Raw genomic sequence first — 16,441 nt, 5'->3', positions numbered from 1 at the left:
ATAGCCAACTCGAGAAATACACCATCATTTATGGGAAACAATGCCTGGGCAAGTGGCCATATTTTATGTGGACATCAACGACAAAGAAATAGTCTGCTCGCTAAGATAGCCCAGCTACCAGATCGCCCCTTCGTAGGAGATTTCTCCATCTGGCAAGGCATTTTTCACGCGCCAGAAGAACCGAATAGAGCTGGGTACATCATCACTTTCGGCTTAAGTCACAAACACTTCGGCGACCCGGATGAGATGGGTACGTTCCTAAATTTCTGGGAGGAGTTTATCACTGACACCATGGCAGATGAGCTTTTCATTGCCCTAGAACCCAGCTCTATCTACTCAGATGACCCTTTTGGTAAATTCTATTTTCAATGGGAATGGCACCCTGTCCACGGATGGTCTCCTGACCTAAAGCCAACCGATGGCCGCTGGGTATTCAATGGCACACTACCGATAGATACAACCTGGAAATCTCGATTTGCAACGGAGATCAACGACAACAAACAGCCAGACTAAAGGACATCCGGCTATTGGTTGTGACCATGACCGTCATATAGAACAGCAGCCTCCATAATTACCCCACAATCACGTCAAGTTTTTTGCAAAACATCCGAAAAAGTACCCGGTCGGGGTGTTTTATCCATCAGACCAAGGGCATACAATTGTGACGAATGCATCAGGAGAAGTAATGTTTTATTGCGTACTTTTACGCAAATCTCTAGGCCAATTGAACAACTGTCTGATACACCTCTAACATCTTTGCACACGTACTACATTTAGATTAACGAGTGAAGCCCACTCAATTAGCAGATGGATTTCTCTCTGGTTTTTAGTTCAACAAATAGCTCACTGTCCGAGTCCAGTTGCTTAGCCTAGCCCCATCCTGGATCTCGAACGTCATCTACCCCCTATTGATTAGGAGACCCAGCAATGTCCCCCGCCCTGTTAATTTCATTGCCTTTCATACTGCTACTGCTTATGTCTCAAGGTGCTGGCACAAATCAGCGTCCGAAAACTAAGCGCCCTAAAAAGTCAGATTACCAAGACGGTGACATTATTATTATCCGTCGACCTTCACGCCAAAAGAACTAGGGCCAAGCATTAGACAATACAACTCTCCGCTTTCATGAGTTGAAAAAAGCCCTTGGCAGTTTGCCAAGGGCTTTTTTCATAGTCCACCATGTTGTCGCTAAAGGATGACACACACACGCCAAACCTATACAAACAATTGCAAATCAATGCGTACCTTTTTATTAGGCACAGGCATTACTACACTTATCGCAAGCGTTTAGGTAGTGGTTAGGCACGAGGACTGGGAGTCGCTAGGGTTGCTCTAGGATAGGTACGACCAGTAGTTGACTCGCCTCTACCTGGTCTGACCAACGGGTCAAGGTGGTGCCGAGGGATTGGTTGAGGGCAGCGATCGCATCTGCCAGATCAATCGCTGCACCCACCTCATCGTTTTGGGCTTCTACCACGTCATTTTGAAACTCTAACTCCTCAAAAATATTGCGGGTGCGCCCCCGACGCGCTCGGGCCTGGGCATTTTGTAACTGCCGCTCAGCCAACTCACGGGCCAGGCGGGTCACCTCAATGCGACTACGGGCAGATTCCACATTGCGCAACTGGTCGGCCACCTCTAAACGGATGTCTGAGCGCAAACGCTCCAGGGTATTCTGCAACTGCTGCTGCTGGACCTGATTTTGCTGAAACGCCGTTTCTAAGGATTCGTTCTCTAATATGCGAGTGAGCACCAGTTCAGCAGAGGCCTGGGAAAAGTCTCCTGTGGTTGCATTGGCCCGCAAATCCAAATCCCAGCGTCGATTATCTGCGGCCACAATGCCATTCAGCTGGGCCACCTCTAAATCGAGCTGGGCTTGGCGATAGTCGGGGCGGCTCTCGTAGGCCACCTGCACCAAGTCTGCTAACAAAAACACCTCAGTGGATTGAGCCAGCCCCTTCAAAGCCTCCAAGGTCTGTTCTGCAACCGTGATCTCCAAAGCTTCTGATATATCCAACAGATCTAACAGGTTAGATTTTGCCTGCTCTAAATCGTTTTCAGTGGCCAACACATTCGCCTCCGTTGCCACCAAGCTAGCGTCAATGTTCACCAAGTCAAATTGGGCCACTCGCCCAGCGTTGACCAATGCCTCGGTTAAGCGTCGTTGTTGCCGCTGGGTATCTAATGACAAGCGCTGAATCCGCACATTCGCCTCAGCCCGAATTAATGCATGGTAGGCGCGAATCCCCTGGGTAATGTTATCAATCAACTGCTGTTGCAAATTTAGCTGATTGTTGGTTTCCTGTAGGCGAGCAATTTCAACAGGTGCGGTATTTACGGCCCGCCCCGCCCGGCGCAACAAAGGCTGCGTCACCGTCAGGTCTAGATCTTGATCGTCAAGCACATCAATGGTGGCTTCCAGGGTGGTCCCCAGGGGAGTGAGCAATTCTCCCCCGAGCTGCGCTTCACGGGTGATCTCCGTGGCACGGCCTGTCACATCTTCAATCCCCAGACGCAGGGTGGGGGTAAAATCAGGATCAAACACACTTTCGGATTCTTTTAACTGTTGGCGCTGGGCAATTCTAGCCAACGCCGCATTCCTTAGCTCCAGATTGTTCTGTAGCAACAGGGTCACCACATCTTCGTCCGTCAACACCAACGCCTGAACCTCATCTAAGGATGAGGTTCCATCGGTTGGAGAGGAGAGATTTTCGTCTAGTTGTTCAGTTAATTGAGGGTTTGGAGTAGTCGATGGCAGCTCTGGTAGCCCGGTCTGGGCTGCCAAAGGAGTTGCCAGGGTAGTAAGCCCCATGGCCAGGGCCAATATTCGCCACTGCATTACGTTCGCCATCAGTCACTCCGTAGGGCTTTCACAATATCAATTTGAGTAGCTCGCACGGCGGGAATAAAACTGGCTCCAACACCCACCACCACCGCAGCCCCCATGGATAGGGCCGCATTACGATAGGAAAACCGATAGGGTGCCTGCACCACAACCGTAGTCGCAACCCTGGTCAGTCCATGAATGGCGGCCACCGCGATCGCGCCCCCTAACACACTCAACACAACCGCTTCTAAAATAAACTGCCCCATCACTTCTAGCTTAGACGCACCAATGGCCCGACGAATACCAATCTCTTTGGTGCGTTCCAAAACAGCCGCTACGGTAATATTGGCAATGCCCACCCCCCCAATAATCAGGGCGATAATGCCCACCGCTGTCAGGGCCGCAGAAGAAATTTTTTGCACTTCTAACTCTTCTAATAAGTCTTCGGCATTGCTGCCAATATACACGTCTGCTTGGGGATAGCTCTCTAACAAAAATGTTTCTACGGCTTCTGTGAGCGTACCAATTTGGGTCAAGGAATGGGCACTAATGTGCAGCCGATCGAAACTATATCTCCCGGCAAGCACAGAGGCAAAGGTCTCGGTTATCCATAATTCTCCCGAGGACTCCCACTCAGAATTAGATTTCGATTCAATCATGCCGATGATGACAAAGCGATTGCCTCCGGCGTAGATCGCCTTGTTTAAGGCGGATTCTCCCTGAAATAAGGTTTCTGCAAGCTGGGTATCCACTAAGGCAACCGGTCGATATTGCTCGACATCGGCTGGGTCAAAAAATCGGCCCTGCAAAACACGCCGCCCTGTCGTCTCCAAATAGTTTAGGGACACACTGCGGGTATTTACCTCGGTTTCTTGGTTTTCATACTGGGCGTTATCAATAGATACCTGACTGATAGAACTAATGGTGCGAATCTCAGGAATAGAATCCTTGAGCGAGCGCTGCAGCTCCACATCAATCTCGGGTTGAGGCCCCTCCCTAGACCACATATAGGGAGTGACGTAGGGTTTATCCCTGGCCGCTAGCTTAAGGTCAATCTGCTCACGGGTAATGGTTTGGATATTTAGGGTGGCACTGACGGCCCCCACCCCCATAAATACGCCAAAGGTGGTCAAACTCGAACGCAGCCACTGACTACTGATGGAGCGCCAGGTCATAAATAGCAGATCGCTGAGGGGCAGTCCCATAATGTCTAAGGTACTTCTGGTGGTAGATTTTGTGGCATACCGGATTCACTCAAGGTCATGCCGGGCATGATGGTTAATGTGGGGGGCACTAAAGCTATCTGGTCGCCCGCGTCCAGCCCACGGGTCACTTCAAAGACATCTAACCCCTGTAGACCCAGTTCGATTGGCTGCTGTTGGGCTTTGCCCCGCTGGTCGCGCAACCAGACAAAGGCAGAATCAGCTTGGCGCTGCACCGCCTCTGGGGGCACAACAATGACATTTTGCTGCTGCTCGGTAATGATTTCTACATTGACAAAGCTACCGGGTATTAGGGTCTGACTCGGCTGCTCGAGTTGGATTTGGGCCTGGACGCGGGCCTGGCCTTCCTGGGAAGAACTAAACCCTGAATTGGCAGCAGATAGGGCTTGGGGCGATAGGCCCACGACCCGCCCCTGGTAGTCTTGGGCATCGGGACCAATGGCTCGAATACGAGTGGGTTGGTTGATGCTCACTTTAGCGGCATCCAGGGTGGTCAAATTCAGCTTTACGATTTCTTGGTCAGGATCCCCTAGGGTCAGGAGGTCGGTATCGGTGGTAATGGCCTCGCCATCAGCCACACTGACGTCTAGTACTACACCATCAATGGGGGATAAAATAACGCGATCGCTAAGTTGCTGCTCCAGGGCAGCTAGGTTTTCCTGGTGGGTTTTCAGGTCCAGTTCAGCCTTAGTCACTTCTAGCTGGGCATCCTTTAAGCCAGAACGCCGTTGGTCGAGATCTGATTCATCACCACGCACTTCGTCCTCAGCAATAAACCCTTGCTGGAATAGTTCCTGGGATTCGCGATACTGCTCAACGGCTGCCGCTACACGTTCTTCCTCTTCGACCACACGTTCCTGACGACGGGCCAGGTCGAGCCGAGCTTTTTCGATAGTTACCTGCTGCGATCGCAGATCCCGTTCTTTGTCGCGATCGCGCAATACTACAAGGGGTTGCCCGGCTTCTACCAGGCTGCGCACCTGCACCAGCACTTGTTCCACCGTTGCCTCACTCTGGGGAGACTTTAGGGTTTGCTGCCCCCCCAGCGCCAAAGTGCCACTGGCCGTTACCGTCAGCTCTACGGTAGAACGCTCCACCGTATGCAATGGCACAGCAATCGCCTCGGACTGCGCTCCCCGATAGCGCATATAGACACCGGCAGTGGCAGCCGCCAGGGCCGCAAACCCCACTAACCAGAACACTAATACCCGATACGTGAGCGATCTAGACTTTGCCCCCAACGGATCAACCGCTGTAGACCATTTTCCCCCAGGCTGCTCCGGAGACCTAACATCCGCCATATTTGTCTGCTACCTATCAAATGCCCTGATGTCCGTTGATCAAATCTTAAGAGACTGGCCGATGACTGTCCATCACCTACAAATATCGAAACCAAGATCGAAACCAATGACGTAAAAGACCCAACAAAAGAGCAGTAACCAGCAAAAAGCGCAGGTTGGATTAACCTATCCCCCAGTTTCCGCTTTCTTACAAAAACTAATGAACCCAACATTACCAACCGTTCACGCTCAAAAACAACATTTAAGCCATGGGGATTGGATTTGTTGGGTTCATGAAATAGTGCGCTAGAACCAGTGCGCTAGAACCAGAAGGCACAAGTAGCACTTCAACTTACGCTACACCTTGTGTTCTGGGTTTTTAAAGTCGGTTTTACAGCCTGCATCCCAAGCATCCGGCTGATTCCCATGGCCAGGAATACCGCCATTATCCTTCAGCATACGCGCCAGGTGCATACAGTTCCAGGCCAAAAATGTAGTATTCCGATTGGTAAAATCATTGCCAGGACCACCCGAACCCGGATCCAAATAGGATGGCCCCGGACCCACTTCACCCAGCCAGCCAGCATCCGCCTGGGGAGGCACCGTATAGCCGATGTGGGACAACGAGAACAAAATATTCATCGCGCAGTGCTTCACGCCGTCTTCGTTGCCCGTAATCAAGGTAGCCCCCACCTTGCCATAATCCCGATACTGCCCCTTTTCGTTCAGTAAATGGGTGTAACCATACATCCGCTCCAAAACACGGTTACACACCGAGCTTTTTTCCCCGAGCCATACCGACGTACACAGCACCAAAATATCGGTTTCATCGATCTGTTTTTGTAACTGGGGCCAATCATCCTTATCCCACTCCGGCGTTTCGGACATATCCAACCCCAGACCAGCCGGAATATCATAGTCAACCGGACGAATCACCTTAGTTTGCACACCATTCGCCTCAAAAATCTCTTTTGCAATATTAATGACACCGCGAGTGTGGGAGAGCACAGGGGTACGATTAAGGGTGCAATTTAGAAACAGGGCTTTGAGATCGCTGTATTGTGCCGGGGCGTTCTCACACTGATGTTGGGTGATTTTAGAAAGTTGTTCTGTCATGGGATTATTTTAGAAATAGAGAACAGGTGAGTGATACTTTGACTCTGCTCAAGGAGCCTCAGGAGCTGTGAAGAAACTAATTCACGGCTTAATTCGGAAAGACTTTTTAAGCCATAATTTTAAGGAAAAAGACCATGATTTTAACTTTTAAAGAGCCCTCAGGAGCTGTATTGGGTAACGGAAGGGGGCCTCGGAATCTGAAGCCTAATTTGGATAACCCACTTACTAAAAAGACAATTAAATCAAGTCAGGGTCAGCGATAATTTCCACTAGGGCGGGGCCCGAATGGGCCAGGGCGCGAGTAATTGCCCCATCTAGTTCCTCCTTTTGGGTGACGCGAATACCTAAGCCACCACAGTTGTCGGCATATTTAGAGAAATCAGGATTATGCAGCGACGTTTGCCATACATCCCACTCCCCGGCCCGTTGTTCTTTTGAAATTTTGCCAAGCTGAGAGTTATTGAGCAGAATATGGGTGATGTTCATGCCATACTTCACAGCTGTGGTAAATTCGGCCAAATATTGACCCAAGCCCCCATCGCCAGAAACCGATACGATGGGACGCTCTTGGCCAACGGCAGCCCAGGCTCCCATGGCAGCGGGGAAAGCAAAGCCGATCGACCCAAGATATCCTGACATCAATACCGACTGGGACTGACATTCAAAGTAGCGACCAAAGGAATAGGTGTTGTTACCCACGTCCACGGCAATCACCGCATTAGCAGGCACATGGCGAGTCATGGCAGCGAAAATACTGGCAGAATTTAACCCTTTGCCACGGTTGTCGATCTCACGGCGAGACTTTTCCGCCCGCCAGATGGCCCAGCGTTCTGCAATTTGCGATCGCTGATCCTCCGTTTCCACCTGACCTGCCAACGCCGATTGCAGCTGGTCTACAACGATGCTAATCTCACCCCACACGGGCACCTCCACCGGATGAAACTTGCCCAAGGCCATCGGGTCAAAGTCCACCTGAATAATCGGCTTACCCGGATAGATCCCCGTATGGTTCGAGAAGGAGGCGCCGAACACCAACAACACATCCGCTTCGTTCATAAACCAGCTAGCAATGGGAGTACCGCTACGCCCCAACACACCACACCCCAAAGGATGCTGATCAGAAATTAATCCTTTGCCCTTAAAAGTGGTGAGCACGGGGGCGCCGAGGGACTCCGCCAACGCGATAACGGCGGGCATATTAAAGCGAGCACCGTGGCCCACAATAATCACCGGACGGCGAGATTGTTTCAATTTATCGATGGCCCGCTGCAACGATTCAGGTGGCGGCGCAATCTGCAAAGGTGTCAGCCGCCCAACCGGGTTCGAGGCCGGCACATCAACCGCTGCCTGCACCTGGATCTCATCAGGAAAAATCAGATGGGCCACATCTCGCTTTAATAGGGCATGCTTAATGGCCAACGTCATCAGTTCGCCGTGTTTGCTATGGCCCAAAACGGTCTGGCTCCAAGCCGCAACGCCGCCAAATGCGGCAGCAAGATCACACTCCTGAAAATTCCCAGTCCCTAATACCTGGGAATTTACCTGCCCCGTAAGCGCCAAAATGGGAGCTCGGTCCACCTTGGCATCCCACATGCCTGTGAGTAAATTGGTGGCACCTGGACCGGCAATACTGAGACAAGCTGCAGGTTTGCCGGTCAGCTTGGCATAGGCCGATGCCGCAAAAGCAGCCGCTCCCTCATGGCGAATGCCAATATAACTGAGATTTCCCTGAGACTCCTGACGCCGCATGGCATCGGCCAAGCCTAAATTGGAATGACCCACCATGCCAAACACATGGGTTACGCCCCAATTGACCATGGTTTCCACCATGACATCACTGACCGTGCGAACGTGGGGAGGCTCGCCCGCCAAGCCGACATAGATGCCGTCCGCTCGCACCTCCACCGGAAATGTATCTAAGGCGTCGTCCACCTCTAAATCACCAGGAGGGGCGCCCGTTAAAGGACAATAGTCCCAACCATGCCAGGGACAGCGTAGAAAGCCATTTTCAATGGACCCTTCCCCCAGGGGACCACCCTGATGAGGACAGCGATTATCCAGAGCTCCATACTGGCCTTGGTAATGCGTTAGGGCAATACTCTTATGACCAGCCACAACAGTTTTCACTCGACCTTCCGGTAATTCGTCTAGCGCTAGAACGCGATACCACTGCGTAGTGACCTCGGACATAGCGATCCTCCCAAAATTTGCGAGCAGAGAGATTATGGCAAGGATTTATGAGAAATCCCTAAACTAACAACAATAAAGTTGTGTAAAGAGTCACACCTATAGACAAAAAAGACAAAAACAACTTTTTTATCCGTAGGCCTACCGTAGCCATGTTCTAAAACACGCCGCAGCGATGGCTGAACCACGCACAACTACCTTTGGAAAGCAATTCCATGTTTTTGGACTATCGCTGCAACAAATGTGCAGCAACAACCATAGAAAGTTATCAACTGAAACATTTTGTAGCGATCCACCAAGCCGATGCATGGAGCCGATGCATGGAGCCAAAGCAGTGAATGGCTGAATATTTTGCCCATTCCCACTCTCTGCAGGCATTTAGACACCAGCGCTCAGCATATCGTTACGGTCTATGGGCTCCCTCTAGATTCGCTGGCACCGAACTCCCCCATGGGGCTGCCGCTATTGACGAGGAGCACCGCCCATAGCCCCTAAAACAAGGGGGCTCCATCAACGTTTCACAACATAAAACATCAAACACTCTAGATAAATCCTTAAGGTCCCCCAGATCGCCACACAATGCCTGATACCTTTATTGCGTAGATTTCAGACATTCAGGGCATCGACAGCATTAAGGCTAAGACCTTCTACAGTAATCGACAGCATTGAGTCTATAGAGTTTCAGTACTCGATCTTCTCTGCAAGAACAGTTGGGCCTAATCAAACTGCACACACACGATATTTCCCTCCCTTAAAACTCCCATGGAAGAGTTCAACCACAACAGCGTATCCAGGCAAGAGTTGAATGTTCGAGCGGCCCACTCTCTATGCCGAGCCGGATGGATGCTCGAAGAAATCAATGGTGTTTTACAACGGGGTTACATTCGACCAGAGAATTTTCGTATCATTCAACAACAGGCAACAACATTTGACCAGTTGCAACAAAAATTTGGGCCACCCAAGCCCCTGCGCACATCTACCACTGATAGTCACCTGGTTCAGATAAACACCACCAAGCTACCTCGGATTCTGGTGATGAACCGGGGGGTGGAGGAAGCCACGGCGGTCTTGACTCACTATGGATGGAGCACCCAGCAAATTCGTCAGGTGTTAAAGGGGACCATGAACCCTTTGGATAATATTGGGCTAGCGTTAATGAACGATCTATCCTCCAATGGCAATAGATCATTCTCCAATAGGTATCGCTACAAGCGCAGCTATCCCTACTATTTACCCGTTAGCAGCCATCGAAAGTCCAAAGCTGCAACCCTGAGAACTCTGCTTATTTTATTTTGGTTAGGTGTCTTCGCCTTTATTGGGGTTTTGCTAATCCTTCACATGCTATGAAGTTTTCTAGAGGCTAACCCCTAGAATGAGCACGATCAGAATTCATGATTTATACATGGTGGTGGAGAGAATACTGAACCCTACAGGGTTATCACCTAAAGGCTAATGGCTTTGAGTAACCTCCTCTAGTTGTCCAATTACGGTTGTGATTGGCTACTTCCGACGCTTACCGTATGGGTAAACTCTTAACCTAGGCGCCTGATAAATTAACCACACATGAAAGACCTTCAGCAAAACACGCTCTTAGAGCAGGAACTGGATTTTAGAGCAGCTCGCACATTATGTAGGAATGGTTGGTCATGCCAACAAATCAATGCTGTTTTAAAGCATGTAGCTATTAGTCAAAGCCAATTTGATTCAATGCAGGCGCAATCTAGGGAACTAGATGAATTACAGAAAGAGTTCGGAGCACCTGCAAACTCGCTGTACAGTGGCCACACCGACCCCAGCCAATCAGATTTAGATTTTCTCAACCGTGGACCAGACGCAGCAGGGGCTGTTTTACGAGAGCAGGGTTGGAATGCCCATGAAATCGGCATCGTGATTCAGGATTCGATGTTTTCTAACATGGAAGAATCTGCCGGCATCGCGGCACACACAGCCCAGTACTCTGCCAGTTCTGCACCGCAGTCGATAGCAGCCGTCCCCCCAGCTTTTCCCACCCAGGGACGCAACGGCTATGCCCTAGGCCATCCCGATGCGGGCATTGCCACCCTGCCCAATCCTGCCAGCAAGCAAGCGCGTAGAGGGCGTAGCACTTTAGCTCGTGACACCTTGATTCTGGCATTTATGGCCGGGATCGCCCTAGCGTTAGTCTTTACTCTGCTTTAGAAATTAAAGGTCAAAGCTAACAGCAATGTAGATTGCTGATATCAACTTATGTGTGACCGATACAAATCAGGTCAGAGGCACTATCCTCTGGCCTGATTTGCTGTTGAGAATAGATTGGGCAGGAGCAATAGCTGTAGCAGCTCCAACTCAATAGGCATACTGGGCGCAATCCTGACTGATAGCACCGGCTATCGGGGCATTTGCAAGGAAATGTCCCGATAGAATTGTCTAGCTTGCACCGGATTGAATGCAGCCGAATTGGGTATTAGTATTCGATCACAAATTCATCAAAGCGATTGATTGGCAAACAGTCTTCCGTTTCAACCCGTTCTACATTGGCTCGATCAGGTCCGATTTTGGCCCATTCAACTAATGCTTTGAGTTGCCCAGCGGGACCGTCTGCAACAATCTCTACGGAATGATCTGGCTTATTGGTCACATAGCCAGTTAAGTTGAGCGCTTGTGCTTTTTTACGTGTGTGATAACGAAAGCCCACACCTTGTACCCGGCCATAGACCGTAATTTTTATTCTTGCCATCAAAGGGGTGAACTAGCTGTTGCCCCATTTTGTATCAAAACACTACATTTCTTTAAGTTTTATTACTAGGTGAAATTTTATTGACCAGGGTATTTATTTTTATCAATGTCATCACACACTACATTGACAAAGGGAGGGTCGTATAGGTATTTTTACTCATCGCCTCCGACACGTGTGCCAAGGCCGCCTTGACAACATCTATGCCGGCGCCGGGTTGGCAACTATTTTCGGTTAAATGTCGCTTCCACATACGACTGCCGGGTTGGCCATGGAACAGTTGCAGCATATGGCGGGTAATGGAGTGTAGCTTGGTGCCCTGTTCGGTCCAGCGCGCAATATAGGGCAGCATGGCATGGACCACTTGGTGTCGCGTGGGGACTGCATCAACGGCATAAATGTCGGGATCTGCCATCGCAAAGATATAAGGCGTATCGTAGGCGGCTCGACCAATCATCACGGCATCCACTTGCTGTAGGTGGGTGAGGGCTTGGTCTAGGGTTTTAATGCCGCCATTAATCTCAATCCACAGGTGAGGGTGCTCTTGTTTGAGCCGATAGACATCGTCGTAGCGTAGTGGAGGAATATTACGGTTGTCTTTGGGGCTCAGGCCCTGGAGCCACGCTTTGCGGGCATGAACGGTAAACCGCTGACAACCTGCAGCCGTAACAGTGGTGACAAAGTTCAGCATGTCTTCGTAGCGATCGCACTCATCAATGCCAATGCGATGCTTCACCGTCACCGGAATCTGCACGGCTGAGGCCATGGCCGCGACACAATCGGCCACTAGGTCTGGCTGCCCCATTAAACAAGCCCCAAAGTTACCACTCTGCACCCGATTGCTCGGACAGCCCACATTGAGGTTCACTTCGTCATAGCCCATCTCTTCGGCAATGCGGGCACCCATGGCCAATCGCTGTGGATCGTCTCCACCAATTTGTAAGGCCAGCGGTTTTTCAGCGGGGTCAAACCCCAAAAGCTTGTTGCGATCGCCATAGAAAATCGCCTGGGCCGTCACCATCTCGGTGTAGAGCAACGTCCTACGCGTGATCTGCCGCATAAAATAGCGAAAATGCCGATCGGTACGATCCATCATCGGAGCCACGCTCAGAGGATGTAGACGTTGGGATATTGGAATCATGGACATAGGGTAAACAATTGAAATATCGCGGTCGATGGGTTTAATCCCGTCACGTCGACCTATGGCTTCTGCTGGGGGTCCCCTGCCAAATACTGTTTTGCCGTTTGCGGCTGCCCCCAAAGCACCGTTTCATGCTTATAAATCACCATACCGGGACGTGCCCCCTTCGACTTATAAACGTGCTTAGGTCGGGTATACACCACTGGCACCTGCTCCGACTGTCGCGCCCGACTAAACCAAGCTGCAATATTAGCCGCCCAGGCCAAATCCTCATCCTTCGCTTCTGCCCCTGGAGCGAGCCTAAGCAAGACATGGCTACCGGGTATTTCCTGAGTATGGAACCACAAGTCGTAGTCATTCGCCGCCTTAAATGACAACACCTCATTCTGATTATTATTGCGGCCCACCCAAATTTCAGTGCCGCCAGGGGTGGAAAAACGATGAAAATCGGGCAGCTTATCGGACCGCACCCGAGTAGCACGCTGATATGGATCGTTTACATACCCTTGCTGCACCAACTCATCCCGAATTTCCTCCAACGCAGCCAGATCGCTCACCTCCTGATACGTTGCCGTTTGGGTTAAGGCGGCCTCCACCTGCTCTAAATAATTTAGCTCTGACTCCACCGCCTGCAGAAGCGGCATCACCGCATCACGGGTACGCTTCAGCTTCTGGTGCCGTTTATAAAATGCCTGGGCATTTTGCACCGCATTCTTTTCTGGATTCAACGTCAGCGCAACCCACTCACCCGATTCAAAATCTTGCAATCGAATTGACGACATTCCCGGCTGCCATTGATGGAGATAGGCCATCAGCAAATCCGCTTTCGCCCGATAGTCATCCGCCCGATCCGAATCGTTTAATCGTTGGTTGAAATTGTTCGCTTTTTGACGCAGCTTCCCCGTGAGGTTGCCGACTTTCTGCGTCAGCTGGTGATGGATACGTACGAATGTTTGTTGATTTAACTGGGCCCTATAGTAATCCTCGATGAGAGATTGCATCGACCCTGTAGTAGGAGTGGCGGACGCCCACCCTAGAACGGTATATCCCGTTGCCGTCCATGCCGGTTGAAAATCATTTTTATCCAGACATTGCAGCCACCGCTGCCATTGCCCGTAGAGCTGCTGCCAATCTTCCACGGCTAAACTGTCTGTTGCCTGGCTAGGTGCTAAACCCGCTGCGATCGCCAGTTGTTTGGCCAAGGCCGTACTTAAGCCGCTATAGCTCTTAACCATCATTTTAGCCAACTTGCCAGGCACTAAGCTAATGCGTTCTTGCCAATCAACAAAGCCCTCCTCCAGACGTGGCAATGTCCCAACGATGGCCGGTGGAGGCCGATATTGTCCCCCTGTACGAATCGTACGCACACTGGACTGCATTTCACTGACTTGATGTGCTGCAGTAACAATCTCTTGACGCTCATTTGTCAGCAAAACATTACTGTATTTCCCCATAATCTCGACATATAGGTGCCATAAGGCAATTTCGTCTGGCCGATGGGCAAACTGAAGATCCACAGCCCGCTCCCAAGGGGATAAAAATTCGATACGAGTGAGGGCAAGACCGTTAAACTGATGTTTAAGCTGCTGACTAAACGTGAACGTATCAGGCCGTTTTGGAGGAGCCGCACCCATGTGAATCCGCGCAGCTTGAGGATGCCAAGATATAGTCAGCCAGCCTCGACGCTCGACCGTTCTCAGCCCAAGGCAAACAGTATGAGGATCACACTGCACGACTTGTTCGCAACGAGCGGGCAACCATTGGGCAGATAATTCATTACAAATGGCCTTAAGAGTAGTTATATCGACTGGCTGCAAAAAAACCTCCTACTTTTCCAAAAAAAAGACGATTTTTAGTTGTTTTTTAAACAATAAAGCTATTTTTTGTTTCCCTTAGATTGGGAAAGGGAATGATTAATTCAATGGTAAGTATCGATAAGTTTTGACATTCTCAATATATTGAGCTAAAAATAAGTTCTTTTCCGTAGAAATACTGGCATGAAAGCATTTCAAGATCTTTTACTATTTAGTAAACTAGACTAAGGTAGAAACCCAACCTTAAGTCGTGTAATGCTTTATTATTCTTGGCTTCCATTGATTTTTACGTTACAAAGCTAGTTTTCATCCAATTTGAAACAAAGCATCTTAATTTTTGCGATATTTCTCAATCATTATGTGTGTTTTGTTGGGTTGACCTCTAGTTTTTTAGTTAGTATTTCGATGAGACACATTCAAGACTAAATCAATACACTAAAAAGCAGATTGCCAAATTAAATCCTGACTTTTTAACGTTTGGAAAACCGCACTTTACGAACCTTGCTTTAAGACTATGGACATTAAATTAATCAATATCGGATTTGGCAATATCGTATCCGCTAATCGGGTCGTTGCTATCGTTAGCCCTGAGTCTGCCCCCATCAAACGTCTAATTGGTGATGCCCGTGATACGGGTCAGCTAGTGGATGCCACCTATGGCCGACGCACCAGGGCTGTGATTGTCACAGATTCAGATCATGTCATTTTATCGGCTCTGCAACCAGAAACCGTCGCCAACAGGTTCCTAGTCAACAAAGAATCCAACGGCGATTAAGTGTGACGATAGTGATTCGCAAGTAGAATTCTCTGGATGCAGGCTGAAGCGGTTTACACTGAACACAGTGTCAATGCGCAAAAGACCGCTCGCCAATGTCCGTGAACTCTGCTCGCCCACCTGCTTTAGACAAAATTGTTAAACGCTTTCAACGAATTCAGGACCCCCGTCGCCGCTATGAGCAGCTGCTATGGTATGCCAAGCGACTAGACAGTTTTCCAGAAGAATCGAAAGTACCAGAGAACAAGGTTAAAGGCTGTGTTTCCCAGGTATATATCATTGCCAGCACCAGTAATGAGGGCACTGTTAGTTACCAGGGTGATTCTGACGCACAAATCACGAAGGGGCTGGTCGCTTTACTAATCGAAGGGTTAAAGGGACTGCCGCCGGAGCAAATTATTCAACTAGAGCCTGATTTTATTAAAGACACTCAGCTGGATGTAAGTCTTACTCCTTCGAGGGCAAACGGGTTCTACAACATATTTAAGATGATGCAGCAAAAGGCATTGTCTTTGATAGAGCAATCTTAATGGATGCGCTCTGAAGGGTTATACCTGTTGTATGGCAGTGGGTATCAACTTGGGTATACAACAGGCACTATTTAACTTTGGTTGAACAATCTGTTTTTTCTTTTGACCACAAATAAATCACTTGCCCCCAGGGTAGAGTCTCACAATCGATAGAGCTGATTCGAGACAGGTCCAGGGCCGTTGCTGAGCAACCGTGAATCTACTGAGTAGATGACGTAAGTCTCCCAGCTAGTAAATCTCAACGTAATACTTGAGGGTGCTTCTTGCCTTTAGGAATAAAAGTCCGCTGCAAATTCATCGCTGTAAAAAGTCTCCTCGGCATCATCACCGTCGTCCACTGACCGTTGAGCGCTGATGCCAACAGCTGCCAGCAGGTTAGCGTTATCAGCAGTTGCATCTAAAACATTGGCCTGCAGTTCATCCCATAGGGGGGCAGCCGTTAACAAGAGTTGTCGGCCCTGGGGCGTAGCCTTGAGGGATTGACTACGCCTGTCTTTACCAGGACCAATATCAATCCAGCCATGCTTATACATACGGTCGATGGTACGACTCACAGTAGACTTTTCCATCGCCAGCATCTGCCCTAGCTGGCCAGGGGCAATGGGGCCTCGACTAACAATGGTGGCGAGGATATTGAGTTGATTAGTGGTGAACCCCAGGGGTCGAAGAGCCTCATCATATAGACGAGTCACCATGCGATTTAACTGCCGCAACCGCATCGCGATGCAGTCATTCGTCATTTGACGGGCAATTTCTTTCGGAGTACCAGAGGTCGCCATGGTGATCGCAGCTACAGATTACTAGTTGTATACTCAACCATTTAGGTTTGACAGGCCA

Annotated in this window: 14 protein-coding genes; 5 read left to right on the top strand and 9 right to left on the bottom strand. The window is 49.8% G+C overall.

All coding sequences use genetic code 11. From position 1 onward, the window contains the following. Window positions 1-246 precede the first annotated feature (246 nt). On the top strand, window positions 247-513 hold the full coding sequence (locus IXB28_RS13660; RefSeq protein ID WP_215619161.1) for a hypothetical protein: 267 nt from the start codon (window positions 247-249) through the stop codon (window positions 511-513). Window positions 514-1,319: 806 nt separating this feature from the next. Here IXB28_RS13660 and IXB28_RS13655 read toward each other — a convergent pair. The 5 genes from IXB28_RS13655 to IXB28_RS13635 form a co-directional block, all read right to left on the bottom strand. After that, window positions 1,320-2,837: a TolC family protein gene (locus IXB28_RS13655; protein ID WP_215619160.1), complete on the bottom strand. Its 1,518-nt coding sequence runs from the start codon at window positions 2,835-2,837 to the stop codon at window positions 1,320-1,322. 11 nt (window positions 2,838-2,848) lie between these two features. After that, window positions 2,849-4,030: an ABC transporter permease gene (locus IXB28_RS13650; RefSeq protein ID WP_215619159.1), complete on the bottom strand. Its 1,182-nt coding sequence runs from the start codon at window positions 4,028-4,030 to the stop codon at window positions 2,849-2,851. A 5-nt stretch (window positions 4,031-4,035) separates the two neighbouring features. After that, window positions 4,036-5,349, bottom strand: coding sequence for an efflux RND transporter periplasmic adaptor subunit (locus tag IXB28_RS13645; RefSeq protein WP_215619158.1), 1,314 nt, complete (start codon window positions 5,347-5,349; stop codon window positions 4,036-4,038). 336 nt (window positions 5,350-5,685) lie between these two features. Continuing rightward, window positions 5,686-6,444, bottom strand: a complete 759-nt coding sequence (locus tag IXB28_RS13640; protein ID WP_215619157.1) for a flavodoxin family protein — start codon at window positions 6,442-6,444, stop codon at window positions 5,686-5,688. 237 nt (window positions 6,445-6,681) lie between these two features. After that, window positions 6,682-8,634, bottom strand: coding sequence for a thiamine pyrophosphate-binding protein (locus IXB28_RS13635; protein ID WP_215619156.1), 1,953 nt, complete (start codon window positions 8,632-8,634; stop codon window positions 6,682-6,684). 759 nt (window positions 8,635-9,393) lie between these two features. Here IXB28_RS13635 and IXB28_RS13630 point away from each other — a divergent pair. Together IXB28_RS13630 and IXB28_RS13625 are read left to right on the top strand one after the other, a co-directional pair. Further along, a complete protein-coding gene (locus IXB28_RS13630) occupies window positions 9,394-9,978 on the top strand; it encodes a hypothetical protein (protein WP_215619155.1) in 585 nt (194 codons plus the stop codon). Window positions 9,979-10,338: 360 nt separating this feature from the next. Continuing rightward, the gene (locus IXB28_RS13625; RefSeq protein WP_215619154.1) at window positions 10,339-10,809 is read left to right on the top strand and encodes a hypothetical protein; all 471 of its coding nucleotides are present in this window, start codon (window positions 10,339-10,341) and stop codon (window positions 10,807-10,809) included. Window positions 10,810-11,074: 265 nt separating this feature from the next. Here the strand turns inward: IXB28_RS13625 and yccX are convergent, their stop codons facing one another. The 3 genes from yccX to IXB28_RS13610 all read right to left on the bottom strand — a co-directional run bounded on the left by yccX (window position 11,075) and on the right by IXB28_RS13610 (window position 14,302). Further along, on the bottom strand, window positions 11,075-11,347 hold the full coding sequence (gene yccX / locus IXB28_RS13620) for an acylphosphatase (RefSeq protein ID WP_215619153.1): 273 nt from the start codon (window positions 11,345-11,347) through the stop codon (window positions 11,075-11,077). A gap of 118 nt (window positions 11,348-11,465) precedes the next feature. Next, on the bottom strand, window positions 11,466-12,491 hold the full coding sequence (gene dusA / locus IXB28_RS13615) for a tRNA dihydrouridine(20/20a) synthase DusA (protein ID WP_215619152.1): 1,026 nt from the start codon (window positions 12,489-12,491) through the stop codon (window positions 11,466-11,468). A gap of 53 nt (window positions 12,492-12,544) precedes the next feature. Continuing rightward, the gene (locus IXB28_RS13610; protein ID WP_215619151.1) at window positions 12,545-14,302 is read right to left on the bottom strand and encodes an Rqc2 family fibronectin-binding protein; all 1,758 of its coding nucleotides are present in this window, start codon (window positions 14,300-14,302) and stop codon (window positions 12,545-12,547) included. A gap of 511 nt (window positions 14,303-14,813) precedes the next feature. Between IXB28_RS13610 and remA the strand changes: the two genes are divergently transcribed. Both remA and IXB28_RS13600 read left to right on the top strand, forming a co-directional pair. Then, the gene (gene remA, locus IXB28_RS13605) at window positions 14,814-15,074 is read left to right on the top strand and encodes an extracellular matrix/biofilm regulator RemA (protein WP_215619150.1); all 261 of its coding nucleotides are present in this window, start codon (window positions 14,814-14,816) and stop codon (window positions 15,072-15,074) included. A 95-nt stretch (window positions 15,075-15,169) separates the two neighbouring features. Next, window positions 15,170-15,604, top strand: a complete 435-nt coding sequence (locus tag IXB28_RS13600) for a SufE family protein (protein ID WP_215619149.1) — start codon at window positions 15,170-15,172, stop codon at window positions 15,602-15,604. Between the two features lie 269 nt (window positions 15,605-15,873). Here IXB28_RS13600 and IXB28_RS13595 read toward each other — a convergent pair whose 3' ends face one another. Beyond that, window positions 15,874-16,383 carry a MarR family winged helix-turn-helix transcriptional regulator gene (locus tag IXB28_RS13595; RefSeq protein ID WP_215619148.1) on the bottom strand — a complete coding sequence of 170 codons (510 nt, stop codon included), beginning with the start codon at window positions 16,381-16,383 and terminating at the stop codon, window positions 15,874-15,876. Window positions 16,384-16,441 lie beyond the last annotated feature (58 nt).

The sequence above is a fragment of the Leptothoe kymatousa TAU-MAC 1615 genome, from assembly GCF_018739865.1.
Classification (GTDB): domain Bacteria; phylum Cyanobacteriota; class Cyanobacteriia; order Phormidesmidales; family Phormidesmidaceae; genus Leptothoe; species Leptothoe kymatousa.
This window is presented reverse-complemented; position numbering and strand designations above follow the sequence as displayed.

Coding starts and splice junctions, on each gene's coding strand:
- IXB28_RS13625 (WP_215619154.1), top strand. CDS start 10,339: ATGCAGGCGCAATCTAGGGAACTAGATGAATTACAGAAAGAGTTCGGA.
- IXB28_RS13660 (WP_215619161.1), top strand. CDS start 247: ATGGGTACGTTCCTAAATTTCTGGGAGGAGTTTATCACTGACACCATG.
- IXB28_RS13595 (WP_215619148.1), bottom strand. CDS start 16,383: ATGGCGACCTCTGGTACTCCGAAAGAAATTGCCCGTCAAATGACGAAT.
- dusA (WP_215619152.1), bottom strand. CDS start 12,491: ATGTCCATGATTCCAATATCCCAACGTCTACATCCTCTGAGCGTGGCT.
- IXB28_RS13600 (WP_215619149.1), top strand. CDS start 15,170: ATGTCCGTGAACTCTGCTCGCCCACCTGCTTTAGACAAAATTGTTAAA.
- IXB28_RS13655 (WP_215619160.1), bottom strand. CDS start 2,837: ATGCAGTGGCGAATATTGGCCCTGGCCATGGGGCTTACTACCCTGGCA.
- IXB28_RS13635 (WP_215619156.1), bottom strand. CDS start 8,634: ATGTCCGAGGTCACTACGCAGTGGTATCGCGTTCTAGCGCTAGACGAA.
- IXB28_RS13630 (WP_215619155.1), top strand. CDS start 9,394: ATGGAAGAGTTCAACCACAACAGCGTATCCAGGCAAGAGTTGAATGTT.
- IXB28_RS13650 (WP_215619159.1), bottom strand. CDS start 4,030: ATGGGACTGCCCCTCAGCGATCTGCTATTTATGACCTGGCGCTCCATC.
- remA (WP_215619150.1), top strand. CDS start 14,814: ATGGACATTAAATTAATCAATATCGGATTTGGCAATATCGTATCCGCT.
- IXB28_RS13645 (WP_215619158.1), bottom strand. CDS start 5,349: ATGGCGGATGTTAGGTCTCCGGAGCAGCCTGGGGGAAAATGGTCTACA.
- yccX (WP_215619153.1), bottom strand. CDS start 11,347: ATGGCAAGAATAAAAATTACGGTCTATGGCCGGGTACAAGGTGTGGGC.
- IXB28_RS13640 (WP_215619157.1), bottom strand. CDS start 6,444: ATGACAGAACAACTTTCTAAAATCACCCAACATCAGTGTGAGAACGCC.